The sequence below is a fragment of the Pseudomonas sp. NY11955 genome (genome assembly GCF_048068035.1).
GTDB lineage: Bacteria > Pseudomonadota > Gammaproteobacteria > Pseudomonadales > Pseudomonadaceae > Aquipseudomonas.
In genome coordinates, this window is the sequence record NZ_JBLUPS010000004.1 from 299,429 (window position 1) to 314,796 (window position 15,368).

Here is a 15,368-nt window from a genome sequence, read left to right on the forward strand (position 1 = left end):
AAATGTAGGAGCGAGCTTCGCTCGCGATGCGCCGCGCGGGCGGCGCTCGGTCTCACAGGCGCCAAACACCCCAAGCCATGCACCTAGGAGCCAACACGCAACCTAGGCGAATGCTCCACCAGCGTCCGGGTATACCCCTCAACCGGCCGCCCAAGCACCTGCTCGGCACTCCCCTGCTCCACCACCCGCCCCTGCCGCAACACCAGCACCCGGTCGGCAATCGCCCGCACCACCCCAAGGTCATGGGTGACGAACAACAACGTCAGCCCCTCCCCCTGCAATCGCTGCAGCAAGGCCAGAATCGACGCCTGCACCGACACATCCAGCGCCGAGGTAATCTCGTCGCACACCAACAGCCGGGGCTCGCAGATCAACGCCCGGGCAATCGCCACGCGTTGCCGTTCGCCACCAGACAAGCTATGCGGATACAAATCGGCCACCCGAGCCGGCAGCGAAACCCGCTCCAGCACCGCCTCGACCCGACGGCGTGCCTCACCACCACGCACAGCGAAAAAGTGCGCCAACGGCGCGCTGAGCGTTTGCCCGATCGTCTGCCTTGGGTTCAAGGCCCGATAAGGGTTCTGGAACACATACTGGATCTGATGACGCAGCCGGGCATCACGTTGGCGCGCGGCAAACGCCAAAGGCTCGCCGGCGTAACGCATTTGCCCCTGAACGTTCTCGCCCAGCCCGGCAATGGCCCGGGCCAGGCTGGTCTTGCCCGAACCCGATTCGCCCACCAGCGCCAGGCACTCCCCTTGCCCCACACGCAATGACACATCGAACAGCACCTGGCGATCGTAAGCGACATCCAGCCCCCGAACGTCCAGCAATACCGTTTCGCTCGGGGCCGCGACAGCCTCGACAGGCTCTTCCCTGAAGTCCAACACCGCTCGATGCGGCACCAGGCAAGCCACCTGATGCCTGGCATCGTGCGTCAACAACGACGGCTCGATCACCGAACACTCTGCACGACGTCTGTCGCAGCGCGGCGCAAACGCGCAGCCATGCGGGCGCTGCCCGGGTGCCGGCGCATGCCCGGCAATCGCCTGCAGCGGCTGACGCCGGGCAACGTCGGGGATGGCCGCGAGCAAGGCGCGGGTGTAAGGGTGCGCAGGGTTGTGGAACAGCGCCTCGCGCCCGGCCACTTCCACCAGCCGCCCGGCATACATCACCATCACCCGGTCGACCAGCTCACGCACCACGGCCAGGTCATGGGTGACGTACAGCGCCGCCACACCGTGTTCACGGCATAACCGCTTGAGGGTCTGCAGCACGTGGGCCTGGGTGGTGACGTCCAGTGCGGTGGTGGGCTCGTCGAGCACGATCAACCGGGGCCGCAAGACGAACGCCAGCGCCAGCATCACCCGCTGTTGCTGCCCGCCAGACAGTTGATGTGGGAAAAGCCGCAGGAAGCCGTTGTCATCGGGCAGGCCCACCTCCACCAGGGTTTCGCCGATGCGCTGGCGCACAGCGTCGCGCGACAGCTTGGGTTGGTGCGCCAGCAGCGTTTCACGCAGCAAGGTCCCCAGGCGCAACGCTGGGTTCAGCGCCGTGGCTGGGTCCTGGGCCACGTAGCCGACCAGCCCGCCACGGGCCAGGCGCAAGGCTTCGCCTTCGAGCGCCAGCACCGGCTGCCCAGCCACCACCACCTGCCCGCCAACAATGCGCGCGCCCTGCCGGGCATGCTGCAACAACGCCGTGGCCAAGGTGGTCTTGCCTGAACCGGACTCGCCGACCAGGCCGACAATCTCACCTGCCGCCAGGCTGAAGGAAACCTCGGCCAACACCTCGACCTGCCCAACCAGCTCCACCCGCAGATCGCTGACTTGCAACACGTCGCTGTCGACCCTCAACGGCGCATTCATGATTGTTTCTCCCCGACCCGTGCGCTGACCCGGCCAATGCCCTCGGCCAGGATATTGGTGCCATAGGCAAACACGCCGATCAGTAACGCCGGTGCCAGCACGGCCCACGGCTGCACCAGCAAGCCGGCCTGGTTTTCATTGATCATCAGCCCCCAGTCGGCAGCAGGCGGTGCTACCCCGTAGCCCAGGAAGCTCAAGCCCGACAGCATGCCCACCGCCCAGGTCAGCATGTTGCCGAAGTGCACCAGCAAGGGCGTGAGAATGTTCGGCAGTATTTCCTGAAAGAGGATGCGCCGACGCGGGTAACCCATCATCTGCGCCGCCTCGACGAACTCTTGCCCGGCTACCGCCACCGCGCTACCACGTGCCAGGCGGATGACGCCTGGGGTGAAGGCAATGGCTACGGTCAACACGATCAGCCACGGCGCCCTGCCGAGCATGGACACGATCAGCAGCACCAGGATCAGGTCGGGAAAGGCCAGCGACACATCCGCCGCCCAACTGATCGCCTGGTCCAGGCGCCGGCGCGAGAAACCGGCCAGCAGGCCCAGGCTACCGCCGACCAGCAATGCCACAGTGGCTGCAGCCACCGACATCCACAGCACCGAAAGGCCGCCGCTAAGCAACCGCGACAGCAGGTCATGGCCGAGAAAATCGTGCCCCAACGGTGCCCCTGCGGCCGGCGGGCCGTACACCGGCCCTACCATCGCCGTGGGGGCATGCGGTGCCAGCCAGGGGCCAAGCGCGGCGAGCAGCGCCACCAGCAAGGTGATCACGGCGCCACGCCGTATCTGCGGGTCGGCCAGCCAACGGGAATCAGTCATGGGTCGCCTCCTGGGCAGGGGTACTGCGCGCGCGCCGCCACCACGGGCGGATGCCGCGACGGATACGGCGGATCATCCGCACCCGACGCGCGGTGCGTAGCTTGGGGGTGAGCAGCACGGTCAACAGGTCGGCCAGCAGGTTGATCAGCACCACCGCCAGGGTAATGACCAGCACCACACCCTGGATCATCGGCAGGTCGCGCATCTGGATCGCTGCGTTCAACGCCGTGCCGATGCCCGGGTAGCTGAAAATGACTTCGGCCAGCAGCGCGCCGCCGACCAGCGTGCGCAGGGTCAGCGCCACGCCCTGAATCGCCGGGGTCAAGGCATTGGGCAACGTGTGCCGCCAGACGATATGCCGTTCGCGGATACCACGCAGGCGGGCGGCGATCACGTACTCGGACTCCAGCGCCTCGATCATCGAGGCGCGCACCATACGCGTCAGGTACGGCAGTGCAGACAGGCTCAAGGCCACTACCGGCAGCACCAACGATGGCCATTGCCGCCACAACGGCAACTGCGGGTCAAGGATCGACACCGCCGGCAGCCAGCCCATGCCCGGCATGGAGAACAGCAGCACCAAGCCGATGGCCAGCAGAAAGCCCGGCGTGGCCTTGAGCAGAATCAACGCCGACAAGCCCCAGCGGTCCAGCCGGCTGTCGCGGCGCAGCGCCAGGCTCACGCCCAGCAGCAAGGCCACCGGCACCACCAGCGCCAGCACCCCGGTCAACAAGGCCAGGGTATGGCCCAAGCGGCCAAACAGCAGCTGCGCCACGGGTACCTGGGAATCCAGCGAAATGCCCAGATCGCCGCGCAGTGCGGCGCCCAGCCAGCGCAGGTACTGCATCAGAATCGGCTGGTCGAGGCCCAGCTGCCGTTGCAGGGTGAGGATGCTGGCCAGCGGCGCATCCGGGCCAAGAATGACCCGTGCCGGGTCCGAGGGCAGCGCCTGGGTGGCGACGAACACCACCAGGCTGATCACCCAGGCCGTGAGCAGGCCGTAGCCCAGGCGGCCGATGAACCAGGCCAGCCAGGCCGGTGTACGGGGCGAGTGTCGTGTGTCAGGCATTGGGGTTCAACCAGAGTTCGTCAAAGCGCCAGGAGGCGAAAGTGGTCTGTTCCGGGGTGAGCCCGCCGACCTTGACCGACGCGGCATCGAGCACGTCGGAGAAACCCCACACCAGCAAACCGCCACGTTCGTGCTGGATGGCCTGGGCTTCATGCACCAAGGCTTTACGCAGCGTCAGGTCAGGCTGAGCCAGGGCCTGCTGGAACAGCTCGGTAAAGCGCGGGTCGCGGAAGTTGCTGCGGTTATAGATAGCCTGCGGCGCATCGTTGTGCAGCGCCGAGGCGAGAAAGCCGCGCGCCGGGGTCGACCCCGGCGACAATTGCCATTGCTCGCGCTGCGGGCCGTTGAAGACTGATCCGTCCACCTGATTGACCTTCACCTGCACCCCGGCTTTCAAGGCCTGCTGAGCGAACACCAACGCGGCGTTGACGCCGGGCCCCGGCGTGGTGGTGAGTTCGACGCGCAAATCGTCCTGCCCGGCCTGGCGCAGCAGCGAACGGGCCTGGTCCAGGTCGTATGGGCGCTGGGCGATGGCGTGGTTGAAGGTAGGGTCATGGGGCGAATACAGGTCGTTGGCAACCCGGCCAAAACCGTTCAGCCCACGCGCCACCAATTCCTGGCGGTCGGCCAGCAGGCGGAACGCCTGGCGCACCCGCACATCCTGGAACGGCGCCTTGGCCAGGTTCAGGTTGAAGCCGGTGAACGAGGTGGTTGGCGAGGCATACAACCGCAGCCGTGGGTCGGCCTTGAGCAACGCGCTGTGTTCGGCCTGCACGCCACTGGCCACGTCGATCTGCCCGGCGCGCAGGGCGGCGGCCCGCGAGACCTGGTCCTTGAATTCGATGATCTCCAACTCGTCCGCATAGGGGCGGTTGGGCTTGTAGTAGTTTTCGAAGCGGGTGTAGAGCGAGCGCTGGCCGGGGATGAAGCTTTTCAGCCGATACGGGCCGGCACCGACTGGGTTGGTCACCGGGTGGTAGTCGGTGGGCACGATGCCGCCGAAGCTGATCAGCGTTTCGTCCAGGGGGTAGAAGCTTTGCCCCTGCTTGAAACGGATCTCCAGGGTGCGCTCGTCCAGCTTGCGCAAGGCCTGCCGATCGATGGCGCCGACCAGCCCGGCGAATGGCGAGGCCAGTTGCGGGTCGGTGAGGCGCAGGATCGAGAACAGCATGTCGTCGGCCGTGATGCTTTTGCCGTGATGGAACTCCAGCCCAGGCTTCAGGCGGATGGTCCAGGCACTGGCATCGGCATTCGGCTCGGCGAACTCGGCCAGTGCCAGGCGCGTGCTGACATCGGCGTTCCATTCCCAGAACTTGGCGTACAGCGCCCAGCCTCGAATGATGCCGCCTCCCACCGGCTTGTGCGCATCGAGGTTGCCAGCCTGGTCACCGTCGATAATGCCCACCCGCAGCCGCCCGCCACGTACCGGTGTGCCCGCCAGCACCGCGCTGGCGCTGGCCGGCGCGCCGCTGTCGCAGCCGCTGAGCAGCCCGCCACCGAGCAGCAGGCCGCCGCCAACGGCCAGGCAGTTGCCGAGAAATGCCCGGCGCGAAAACAGCTCGCTCATCACCCTCTCCTTATGCCGGTTGCGCCACGGGTGGCTTGCTGGCCGCACCCAGGCGCGGCACCTCGAAGCCGTGGTCCAGGTCCAGCAGCGGGAACAGCAGGTCGGCTACCCGGTGCGCCTCGTCGATCAGCGGGAAGCCCGAGAGGATGAACGCCGAGGTGCCCTGGACTTCGTACTCGCGGATGCGCTCGGCGACCTGCTCGGCGCTGCCGACCAGGTAGGTGCCGGCGGCCGGGCCGAGGATGTTGAAGCCGAACAGGCTGGGGCCCAGCCACACGTTGGGGTAGATCTCCAGCTCGCGGGCTGTGGGCAAGCGCCCGGCGCGGATGCTGTCGAGGTTGCGCTGGATGCGCGGGTCGTCGCTGACGTAGCTGTCCAGGGTCTGCCCAGGTGGCAACTGGCGCTCGATGGCCGCGCGCGCGGTGGCCAGGGAGGTACGCTGCAACAGGCGCTCGGCGTGGGCCCAGGCTTCTTCCTCGGTCTCGCGCACGATCACCTGCAGGCGGGTGCCGTAGGTCAGCTCACGGCCGATCTTCGCCGCCTCGGCCGCCACCCGGCGGAATTTGTCACCCAGCTTTTGCGGGGTATCGGCGAAGCTCAGGTACACGTCCAGCAACTGAACCGAATGGGCAACGCCCGGTGCCGAGGTGCCAGCGCCCCATAACGGGATGCCCGGTTTCTGCTTTGGCGGGTGCCAACCGCCCAGCGGGTGATGGGCAGCGGCTGGTGAACGGGGTGAGAGCTTGACGTAGCGGCCGTCGTAGCCGGCGGTGTCGCCAGCGTAGAAGCTTTGGAAGGCACGCCAGTATTCCAGGCTGAAATCGTAGCGTTCATCGTGTGGGTAATGCACGCCCAGGGTGGCCAGGCCTGCGTCGTTGCCGTTGACCACGTTGAACAGCAGGCGGCCGTTGGAGAACTGGTCGAAGGTGAGTGCCCATTTGGCCAGCACGGCTGGCGACAGCTCGCCGGGGTGCTGGGCAACCAGAAAGCGCAGGCGCTTGGTCGCGTCGATCAGCGCTGCCGACACGGCCAGGCTTTCATTGGGGCTGGAGCCGAGCAACGAGCCGTAGAAGCCCAGGCGGTCGGCGGCAATGGCCAGTTGCTTGAGGTGTTCGAAATCGGTGTGCCAGCGACCTTCGGGTTCCCAGGGGTGCGGCCCGTCGGGGGTGGTGAGGTACCAGAGGAGTTTTACTGCCATGGGCTGGGTCCTTGCTTGCAATGAAATATCAGGCTGCCCACGCGGTCCTTGTAGGAGCAGCCTTGTGCTGCGAAGAGGCCAGTACGACCGATACCAATGCGGCGCATGGACTGGCCCTTTCGCAGCACAAGGCTGCTCCTACAAGAGGACGCGGGCGGGGCTGTAAACGGGGTCAGCTACGCCGGTCGATACCCGGCACCAAGCCCAGCTCGGTCGCGCGCTCGTACAACCCGCTCATCTTCCACTGTTGGGTCAGCACCCCCGGCCCATACGGCCGCGACCCACCCAAGGCATCCGCCAACAACTGGATCTGCGCGCCCTCCTCCAGCAACAGGATGAACTCCGCCGTGGCCCGCAGCCCTTGCTTGCCCCATACGGTGGAACCGCCGTTGGCTTCCAGAATCGCCAGGTTGAACGGGTTCTCGGCGATCTTGTCGAGGATGAAATCCACCTCGGCCTGGCGCCGGTCGATGTACACCGGCAACTCGCGCGCCAATTGATAGCGCTGCACCGGCACATAGTGGAACGGCAAGGTGCGATGGGTCTGGGCCCATGCACCGAGGTACGGGCTGTGCACATGTGACACGGTGGTGATGTCGGCGTGGGTCTGGAACAGCTTGGTATAACGGCCCAGGCCACCTTTGCCCTTGCCGACGATGACATTGCCGGAAAAGTCGGTCACCGTGGCCTGCAGCGGCTTGCGGTGGTTCCACGGCCCACCGTAGTTCACCGCTACCAGCAGCTCTTCACCGGGTACGCGCTCGATGAAGCCGACCGTGCCGTTGGCCGTGATGGTGTTGGTTTCGCGGAAAACGCTGAAGGCCGCTTCGGCTTCGGCCACCACTTGGTCGATGAAGGCTTGCAGTTCGTCAGTGACGGGGCGTTCGTTGATCAGTACGGTCATGTTCAATCTCCAGTCAGGTCAGGCGCGGCGCTGGGCCAGCAGTTCATGGGCAGCTTGCAGGGGCCGCGGGTCGACCCAGTCGGCGATGGCGAAGTCGGCTTCGAGGAAGCCGTGCAGGTAGAGAAAGTCTTTTTGCGTGCCCAGGAAGGCCAGGCGCTGCTCGGACAGGTCTGGCGCCAGGGTGGTGTGGAAGTCACCCCGGTAGGCCTCGGCCACGCCTTGGCTGCCGGCGCGGGTTTCTTCTTCCAGAATGCGCTTGAGTGCATCGCGGTTGCTGGCCGCCCAATCAGCGGCACGCAAGGTCTGGGCGAGGAAGCGCACCACCAGCTCGAAGTGATTGTCGAGCAGGCGCTGGTGCACGGTGATCGGTCGCGGCGTGCCGTTGTTGATGCGGTGGCGCGGGTCGGCCAGCAGGTCGAGGTCGACACCGACCACCAGGCCCAGCCGACGTGCCGCATCGGCCGCTGCCGCGCCCTTCACGTACACCGCATCGACTTCGCCGCGCGCCAGGTAGTCCAACCCCGACCACAGCCGCTGCAGGCCCAACTGCGGGGTGGCAGCGCTGGCCTGGTCAAGCAGGGCCACTTCCACCAACTGCACGTCATCCAGGTGCAGGCCAGCCGACGCCAGGGCGCCTTTGTAGCCATGCAGGCTCATGGCCCGGGCGATGCTGCCAGGGCGGCTATCGCCCCAGGCCGGCAGGGCCAGGCGTTTGCCGCGCAGGTCGGCGGCGCTGCGGATGCCGGCGTCCGGGCGGACCAGGATGGTTTGCCATTCCTCGATCCAGGTCAGGCCGATCAGGCGGCTAGGCGAGCCGGCAGCGCGCGCGGCCAACGCCGGCACGTTGCCACCTTCGCGGAAAAGCCCAGGCAGTTGGTGATCGTAGTGGTGATGGCCAAGCTGGCGGGCCTCCTGCAAGGTCGAAACGGGCAGGCCGTCGGCGGCGAACTCCTGGTCCAGCCAGCCGAGCTTGTAGGCGATGCCAGAGGCGGTGGGCACGGGGCAGCGGGTGAACCAGATGCGCTCCAGGGCAGACAGGTCGTCCGCCGGGCGTTTTGCGATGGGGGTTGCGAGGGTCATGGGGTGGCTCCTTGGGCGTCGTGCAAGCACCATTGCAGTGTGCGTGCCAACCGCTGGAGGCCTTTATTTTCAAGGGTTTGGTTGTTGTCTTAGGAGGCTGGGTGCTTGGCTGGGAGCAGGATTGCGGGTGGGGTGCTGCCAGATCAGCAGGGTGATTGCTGCTGGGGCAGCAAACGGTTGTAGAGGCCGCGCAGGATGGGGCTTGAAGAGGGGTGGCAAAGATATTGCTCAAGGGCTGGAGACCGCGGTGCAGCCATTCGCGGGCATGCCCGCTCCCACAAGGCCCTTCAGACAATCCGAGACCCCACCATGAGTGCCATCGAACCCTCCCCCGCCCGCCGCCTGACCAGCGAAGCCGAGGCCATCGAAACCGCCCGCCAGGTCGCCGCGCAAATCGCTGAACTGGCTGCCGACCCGCGCAACAACGGCCAGCTACCCCGGCGCCAGGCCGAGCTGTTGTCCAGCAGCGGCCTGACCGCCATCGCCGTGCCGACCGAGTTCGGCGGCCTCGGTGCCTCGGTGCAGACCGTGGTCGAAACGGTCCGGTTGATCTCTACCGCCGACGGCGGCGTCGGCCAGTTGCTGCAGATTCACAACGTGATGCTGCGCGGCATCTTCAGCGGCTACCCCGATGAAGTACGTGACCGGCTGATCACCGACGTACTGGCCGGCAAGCGTTTCGGCAACGCCCTGGCCGAAGTCGGCGGCAAGAACAAGTTCGCCCTCAAGACCCGCGTCGAGCGCCGCGCCGATGGCCAGTGGGTGCTCAACGGCAGCAAGTTCTATTCCACCGGCTCCTACCTGGCCGAGTGGATCTCGCTGACCGCCGCCAGCGAAGACGGCGGCGTCGGTGTGCTGCTGCACCGCGACACACCCGGCTTGACCCTGGTCGATGACTGGCAGGCCTTCGGGCAGCAAAACTCAGTGAGCGGCACGGTGAATTTCGACGATATCGTGCTCGACGAGCGCTACCTGACCCGCCGCAGCGGGCCGATGAAACGCACCGGTTTGACCTTCCCGCAGATCCTCCACGCCGCCATCGACACCGGCATCGCCGCTGGCGCATTGCAGGCAGCCGTCGAGTACCTGCGCGAGCATGCCCGCGCCTGGGTCGAGAGCGGGGTCGAGCGTGCCAGCGACGAGCCGCATGTGATTCGCCAGGTCGGCGAGTACGCAGTGGCGCTGCGCGGTGCCGAATCGGTGCTGCGCGAGGCGGCGCGGGTGTTCGATGAACACGAGCGTGATCCGCAGGACAAGGCTTTGCAGGATGAGCTGATCTTGTCGGTGGCTACCGCCCGTGCGCACTCCGATGCGGCGTCGCTGAAAATTTCCAGCGACTTGTTCTCGCTGCTGGGGGCCAGCGCTTCGCTCAGCAAGTGGAACCTCGACCGCTTCTGGCGCAATGCCCGGGTGCACACCACCCACGACCCGATCCGCTGGCGGCTGCACAACGTTGGGAATTACTACTTGAACGGGGCGGACCCTGGGGAGTACACGGCGGTGCTCAATGCCAAGGAGAGCCAGGGCGCCATACGTCGTTGAATACAGTTGGGGCCGGGGGGCGCATCGCGCCCCATTCGCGGCACAAGGCCGCTCCTACAGGGGGGCGGTGTCGCATTCTGATCGAGCAATTACATGAACCACCCGCTTCTTCGGGCCTTGGCCATCTACCGTGAAATGCCTTGGCGCTTCGCTCTGGTCACTGCCTTGTACATCGCCGGCAACCTCGGCCTGGCCTGGCAACAGTGGCTGATCGGCCATGCGGTCGACGATGTCAGCGCAGGTCGCGCCGTGCAGCGTCTGGCCGATGGCAGCCTGGACGCCAGCATCGCCTGGCACTGGCTGTGGCTGCTGCTGGCCATTGCCCTGGGGCGCGGCCTGTTGCAGTACGCCGCCGCCGTGCTGTCACTGGTGCTCAGCCAGGCCCTGCTCACGCGCCTGCGTGAACGCATCCTCGGCCAGGTGCAGCGCTTGCACCTGGGCTACCACTGGCGCCACGGCATGGGCGAACTGGTCACCCGCACCACCCGCGATGCGGACAAGGTGCGCGACGCGCTGATCACCTTCTGGCGGCAGATCATCGAAACGCCGCTGGTGGTGATCGCCGCCGTCGGCCTGTTGAGTTGGTACGACCCACTGCTTGGCCTGGTGCCTTTGCTGCTGACCGGCGTCGGGCTGTGGCTGTTCGTAGTGCAGACCGACCGCTTGGTCACCCTCGACCGCGCCGTCGGCGCCGCCTATGACCAGGTCAGTCAGGACCTGGCCGAAGGCATCGGTGGGGTGCGGGTGATCAAGGCCTTCGGCCTGGAACACCAGCGCATCGCCCGCTTCGCCGGCCAGGTGGAGGTGTTCGCCGGCCATGCCCGCGCCGCCCTCGCCTACGCCAGCTCGCGCATTCCGTTGCCGCAAGCGGTGGTGGCATTGGGGCATGTGTGGATCCTGGTCTATGGCGCCCACTGTGTGGCTGCCGGCACGCTGGGCATCGGCGAGCTGGTCACTTCGCTGCTGGTAGCGACCACGCTGGTGTTCCGTATCGAAGGCATCGGCCGGGTGATGCAGACCTTCGCCGATGCCCGCGCCAGCGCCGAACGCATCTGGCAGTTGCTGGACGAGCGCCCAGCCATCGTCGGCGGCCATGCCAGCCTGCCCGCCGGGCCGTTGGGGCTTAAGCTGAACCAGGTACAGGTCAGCGCCGCAGAAGCGGGCCGGCACATCCTGCACGACTGTTCGCTGACCCTGCGCCCGGGCGAGGTGGTGGCGCTGGTTGGCGCCACCGGCACCGGCAAGAGCCTGTTGGCCAGCCTGCTGCCACGCCTGGCCGATGTGCAACGCGGTAGCGTGCAGGTTGGTAGCGATACTGGCGGTTGGCATGACCTGCGCGACCTCGACCTGGCCGACCTGCGCCGCCGCGTGCAGGTGCTACCGCAGGAAAGCTTTCTGTTCTCCGACAGCCTGGCCGCCAACTTGCGCCTGGCCGCACCGCAGGCCAGCGACGCTCAGTTGCGCGAGGCCTTGCGCCTGGCCGCCGCCGAGGATGTGCTGGAGCGCCTGCCCCACGGCCTGGACACGCCACTGGGCGACCGTGGCGTGACCCTGTCCGGCGGCCAGCGCCAGCGCCTGTGCCTGGCCCGCGCGCTGTTGGGCGCACCAGACATCCTCTGCCTGGACGACGCTACCAGCGCCCTGGACGCACTGGGCGAACGCCAGGTGCTGCACAACATCCGCCGCCTGCACAGCGCAGGTGGCCAAGGCCCGACCTTGCTGCTGATCACCAGCCGCTTGTCCACCCTGCTGCTGGCCGACCGCGTGCTGATGCTGGAAAACGGCCGCATCAGTGCCAGCGGCAGCCATGCCGAGCTGAGCGCGCACAACGCCCATTACCGCGACCTGCTGGGGATCGACCATGACTGATGTACAGCACACCCCCGCCAGCGATATCGACATCGAGCAACGCCTGGCCCGCCAGGCGCTGGACCGTGGCATGTTCCACCGCCTGCTGCCGCTGGTACGGCCTGTTCGCGGGCAGATCCTGGCAGTGATCGGCATTGAGCTGCTGCTGGTGTTCACCGTGTTCCTGCGGCCTTGGTTCGTGCGCGAACTGCTGGACAAGGGCCTGGTGGCCAGCGCCGACCACTGGCTACTGGACGAGCGCCTGGTGCTGTGGCTGGGCCTGGGCCTGGCAGCGAGCTGGCTGGGGCGTTTTCTGTTGGCCGGGGTTTCACAGTTCATTGCCGGGCGCGCGGCCATCGGCGTACTCAACGCGCTGCGGGTGAGTGTGTTCGCCCATGTGCAGGCGCTGTCGGTGAGCTACTTCGACCAAACCCGCGCCGGGCGCATCATTTCTCGCGCCGACCGTGACGTGGATGCGCTGGAGCCACTGCTGGTGCAAGGCCCGCCGGAGCTGCTCGGCGCCTTGCTGCGCTGCGGCCTGGCAGCCGTGATGTTGTGGCGTATCGAGCCCAGCTTCTTCTACAGCCTGGCCGCTACGGTACCACTGCTGGCCGTGGCCACCTGGCGCTTCAAACGCGTGTCGCAACGCAATTGGGCCAAGGTGGCCGAGCAACGCAGCCGCTTCACCGCGCACCTGGTGGAAAGCGTCAGCGGGGTGCGGCTGATCCAGCAATGTGGGCAGGAGCAGCGCAACCAGGCGCGCTATCGGCGCCTGCTGGAAGACTTCAACCAAGCGCTGATCCGCGGCAGCCTGCGCGCCGGCTGGTTCGCCCCGTTCACCGCGTTGCTGAGCACCACCGGCATGGCTGTACTGCTGCTGGTCGGTGCCCATGGCCTGGCCGAGGGCAAGGTCAGCGTGGGCCAGGTGGCCGAAAGCCTGTTCTACGTGTTCCTGTTTCTTGGGCCGTTGCAGGAGCTGTCGGACCTGTTCGAGCGCTACGCCACCGGCAGCGCCTCGGCCCAGCGTATCTTCCTGCTGCTCGACACCCGCCCGCAGGTGCTCGACCCAGCAGCACCGCAGCCAATGGCCAGGGCGCGCGGCCAGGTGGACTTCGACGGCGTCGGTTTTGCTTACGCGGCGAATAGCCCACGGCCTGTGATCGACGGGCTCGACCTGCATATCCGCGCGGGCGAGGTACTGGCCATCGTCGGCCCTTCCGGGCACGGCAAGAGCACGCTGGTGCAGTTGCTGACGCGCTTCTACGAGGTCCAGCAAGGCGCGGTCAAGCTCGATGGCATCGACCTGCGCGCCCTGGCCCAGCATGACCTGCGGCGCAATGTGGGCGTGGTACTGCAGGATAACGTGCTGTTCAGCGGCAGCATCCTCGACAACTTGCGCCTGGCCGCGCCGGCTGCCGATGATGCGCAATTGATCGCCGCCGCCCGCGAGCTGGGCGCCGACGAGGTGCTGGAACGCCTGCCGCAGCGCTACCACACCGAGGTCGGCCCGCTGGGTGCGCACCTGAGCCATGGCCAGCGCCAGCTGGTGTGCCTGGTGCGGGCCTACCTGGCCGACCCGGCGGTGCTGGTGCTCGACGAAGCCACCTCGGCGGTGGACGTGCACACCGAGCGGCGTATCCAGCGGGCCCTGCGCCGGCTGTGCCAGGGGCGTACGGCGATTATCATCGCCCATCGCCTGGCGACCATCCGCGATGCCGACCGGATTGCCGTGGTGAAGCATGGGCGGGTGGTAGAGCAAGGGGCGCATGCTGAGTTGATTGGGCGCGGTGGTGCCTATTCAGCGCTGTATGAAGCGTATCTGCGCAGTGCCGGGGAGGTTATGGCCGGGGTGTAGGGCTTGAGGGTTGCAGCGCCTGGGCGATCGAGCGCCGCCCGCGCGGCGCATCGCGAGCGAAGCTCGCTCCTACATTTGTTTCGGGCCAGTAACGCCTGTGACAGGCGCGCGCGACCGCCTTGTTTGCACGACGCGATATCGAGCCAGGCGCCAAGGCGTTCGCGCGCAAATCCCACAGAAAAAATTGGCCCGAAACAAATGTAGGAGCGAGCTTCGCTCGCGATGCGCCGCGCGGGCGGCGCTCGGTCTTCCAGCCACCACATCCCCCAAGCCCTACACCCCACAGCCCTCATGCTGCTCTCCCAGCATCCACTGCTGCCCAATTGCTGCCACAGCAGCACTCCGCCCCACGCCCACCCCGCAAATCCCCACCCCGCCGGCCGCGCGCCTCCCATGGCACAGCCGTTGCACCAGCTTCCCCACCCGCACAACCTCCCCTTCAGGAGCCCCCATGACCACCGAATTCTTCTGGCGCCTGCCCTTGGGCACCGACGGCCCGCAGTTGTCCACCGACCGCCACAACCGCGGCAACCCCCGGCACCGCGCCGGCAACATCGCCCCCGGCCGCCTGCCCGATGGCCAGGCCGACGGTTTCACCTACATCGACTACATCGCCCAGGTGGCCAAGGCCGCCGAGCTGGCCGGCTTCGAGGGCGCGCTGCTGCCCACCGGCCCGGAGCCGTGGATTGCCGCCGCCGCGCTGGCTCGCGAAACCCGGCGCATCCGCTTCCTGATCGCCTTCCAGGCCACCTGGACCCTGCCAGCGTATGCCGCCCAGCAGGCGGCAATCCTGCAGAATCTCAGCGGCGGTCGCCTGGATTGGAACATCATCACCGGCGGCAACCCGGCCAGCCAGCGCGCCAATGGCGACTTCCTCGAACATGACCTGCGCTACAAGCGCACCGGCGAATTCCTCGACGTGATCCAGGGCCTGTGGGCACAGGACACGTTCTCCTACGAGGGCGATATCTACCGCCTGGAAAACGGCAGCCTGCCACCTGGCCTGCAGCACGAACGCAAACCGGGCGTGTACTTCTCCGGGTTTTCCGATGCTGCGCTGGACGTGGCCGCGCGCCATGCCGATGTGTACCTGAACTGGGCCGAACCGCTCGACAAACTCAAGCCGCATATCGAACGGGTGCGCGAACTGGCCGACAAGCAAGGCCGCACGGTGCGCTTCGGCCTGCGCGTCGACCTGTTCGCCCGAGAAACCGAAGAACAGGCCTGGCGCGAGCTGCGCCAGCAGTTCGAGCGCCTGGAAGGCAAGGCCAGCAGCACGGCGAAAAACTTCATCAGCGGTTCCGACTCGGTCGGCGGCGCACGCCAGGCCGCGTACCACCAGCACCTGCAAGGCTTTGACGAGCTGGTGCTGGCGCGCAACCTGTGGGCCGGCTTCGCCAAGGCCAAGCCCGGCCCTACCGTGGGCCTGGTGGGCAGCCATCAAAACATCGCCGAACGCCTGGCCGAATACCGCGATGCCGGTTTCAGTACCTTCATCCTCGCCGCCAACCCGCACCTGGAAGAAGCCCTGCGCATCGGCCAAGAAGTGCTGCCGCTGGTGCAACAGGCCACCCCTACCCCTTTGCAGGCCAGCGCCTGACCCCGACCGGAGC

General features: G+C 66.9%; 11 protein-coding genes. 4 read left to right on the top strand and 7 right to left on the bottom strand.

What is annotated here, in order from left to right; all coding sequences use genetic code 11:
• Positions 1-83: 83 nt before the first annotated feature.
• The 7 genes from ACNFBR_RS09965 to ACNFBR_RS09995 form a co-directional block, all read right to left on the bottom strand.
• Entirely contained in the window at positions 84-1,868 is a 1,785-nt protein-coding gene (locus ACNFBR_RS09965; RefSeq protein ID WP_416734768.1) for a dipeptide ABC transporter ATP-binding protein, read from the bottom strand.
• The gene (locus tag ACNFBR_RS09970; RefSeq protein WP_416734769.1) at positions 1,865-2,692 is read right to left on the bottom strand and encodes an ABC transporter permease; all 828 of its coding nucleotides are present in this window, start codon (positions 2,690-2,692) and stop codon (positions 1,865-1,867) included. Before ACNFBR_RS09970 ends, ACNFBR_RS09965 begins: the two co-directional genes overlap by 4 nt.
• Positions 2,685-3,761, bottom strand: a complete 1,077-nt coding sequence (locus ACNFBR_RS09975; protein ID WP_416734770.1) for an ABC transporter permease — start codon at positions 3,759-3,761, stop codon at positions 2,685-2,687. Before ACNFBR_RS09975 ends, ACNFBR_RS09970 begins: the two co-directional genes overlap by 8 nt.
• Positions 3,754-5,328, bottom strand: coding sequence for an ABC transporter substrate-binding protein (locus ACNFBR_RS09980; protein WP_416734771.1), 1,575 nt, complete (start codon positions 5,326-5,328; stop codon positions 3,754-3,756). Before ACNFBR_RS09980 ends, ACNFBR_RS09975 begins: the two co-directional genes overlap by 8 nt.
• 10 nt (positions 5,329-5,338) lie before the next feature.
• Positions 5,339-6,526, bottom strand: coding sequence for an LLM class flavin-dependent oxidoreductase (locus ACNFBR_RS09985; protein WP_416734772.1), 1,188 nt, complete (start codon positions 6,524-6,526; stop codon positions 5,339-5,341).
• 172 nt (positions 6,527-6,698) lie between these two features.
• Entirely contained in the window at positions 6,699-7,430 is a 732-nt protein-coding gene (locus tag ACNFBR_RS09990; protein ID WP_416734773.1) for a class II aldolase/adducin family protein, read from the bottom strand.
• 18 nt (positions 7,431-7,448) lie between these two features.
• The gene (locus tag ACNFBR_RS09995) at positions 7,449-8,510 is read right to left on the bottom strand and encodes an ABC transporter substrate-binding protein (RefSeq protein ID WP_416734774.1); all 1,062 of its coding nucleotides are present in this window, start codon (positions 8,508-8,510) and stop codon (positions 7,449-7,451) included.
• Positions 8,511-8,819: 309 nt separating this feature from the next.
• Between ACNFBR_RS09995 and ACNFBR_RS10000 the strand changes: the two genes are divergently transcribed.
• The 4 genes from ACNFBR_RS10000 to ACNFBR_RS10015 all read left to right on the top strand — a co-directional run bounded on the left by ACNFBR_RS10000 (position 8,820) and on the right by ACNFBR_RS10015 (position 15,355).
• Positions 8,820-10,052 carry an acyl-CoA dehydrogenase family protein gene (locus ACNFBR_RS10000; RefSeq protein ID WP_416734775.1) on the top strand — a complete coding sequence of 411 codons (1,233 nt, stop codon included), beginning with the start codon at positions 8,820-8,822 and terminating at the stop codon, positions 10,050-10,052.
• 93 nt (positions 10,053-10,145) lie between these two features.
• A complete protein-coding gene (locus ACNFBR_RS10005; RefSeq protein ID WP_416734776.1) occupies positions 10,146-11,921 on the top strand; it encodes an ABC transporter ATP-binding protein in 1,776 nt (591 codons plus the stop codon).
• Entirely contained in the window at positions 11,914-13,755 is a 1,842-nt protein-coding gene (locus ACNFBR_RS10010) for an ABC transporter ATP-binding protein (protein ID WP_416734777.1), read from the top strand. Before ACNFBR_RS10005 ends, ACNFBR_RS10010 begins: the two co-directional genes overlap by 8 nt.
• A 451-nt stretch (positions 13,756-14,206) precedes the next feature.
• On the top strand, positions 14,207-15,355 hold the full coding sequence (locus tag ACNFBR_RS10015) for an LLM class flavin-dependent oxidoreductase (protein WP_416734778.1): 1,149 nt from the start codon (positions 14,207-14,209) through the stop codon (positions 15,353-15,355).
• Positions 15,356-15,368: the final 13 nt, after the last annotated feature.

What these genes read in the sequence shown, in the direction of transcription:
- ACNFBR_RS09965 (WP_416734768.1), bottom strand. Translation starts at nt 1,868, where the DNA reads ATGAATGCGCCGTTGAGGGTCGACAGCGACGTGTTGCAAGTCAGCGAT.
- ACNFBR_RS09970 (WP_416734769.1), bottom strand. Translation starts at nt 2,692, where the DNA reads ATGACTGATTCCCGTTGGCTGGCCGACCCGCAGATACGGCGTGGCGCC.
- ACNFBR_RS09975 (WP_416734770.1), bottom strand. Translation starts at nt 3,761, where the DNA reads ATGCCTGACACACGACACTCGCCCCGTACACCGGCCTGGCTGGCCTGG.
- ACNFBR_RS09980 (WP_416734771.1), bottom strand. Translation starts at nt 5,328, where the DNA reads ATGAGCGAGCTGTTTTCGCGCCGGGCATTTCTCGGCAACTGCCTGGCC.
- ACNFBR_RS09985 (WP_416734772.1), bottom strand. Translation starts at nt 6,526, where the DNA reads ATGGCAGTAAAACTCCTCTGGTACCTCACCACCCCCGACGGGCCGCAC.
- ACNFBR_RS09990 (WP_416734773.1), bottom strand. Translation starts at nt 7,430, where the DNA reads ATGACCGTACTGATCAACGAACGCCCCGTCACTGACGAACTGCAAGCC.
- ACNFBR_RS09995 (WP_416734774.1), bottom strand. Translation starts at nt 8,510, where the DNA reads ATGACCCTCGCAACCCCCATCGCAAAACGCCCGGCGGACGACCTGTCT.
- ACNFBR_RS10000 (WP_416734775.1), top strand. Translation starts at nt 8,820, where the DNA reads ATGAGTGCCATCGAACCCTCCCCCGCCCGCCGCCTGACCAGCGAAGCC.
- ACNFBR_RS10005 (WP_416734776.1), top strand. Translation starts at nt 10,146, where the DNA reads ATGAACCACCCGCTTCTTCGGGCCTTGGCCATCTACCGTGAAATGCCT.
- ACNFBR_RS10010 (WP_416734777.1), top strand. Translation starts at nt 11,914, where the DNA reads ATGACTGATGTACAGCACACCCCCGCCAGCGATATCGACATCGAGCAA.
- ACNFBR_RS10015 (WP_416734778.1), top strand. Translation starts at nt 14,207, where the DNA reads ATGACCACCGAATTCTTCTGGCGCCTGCCCTTGGGCACCGACGGCCCG.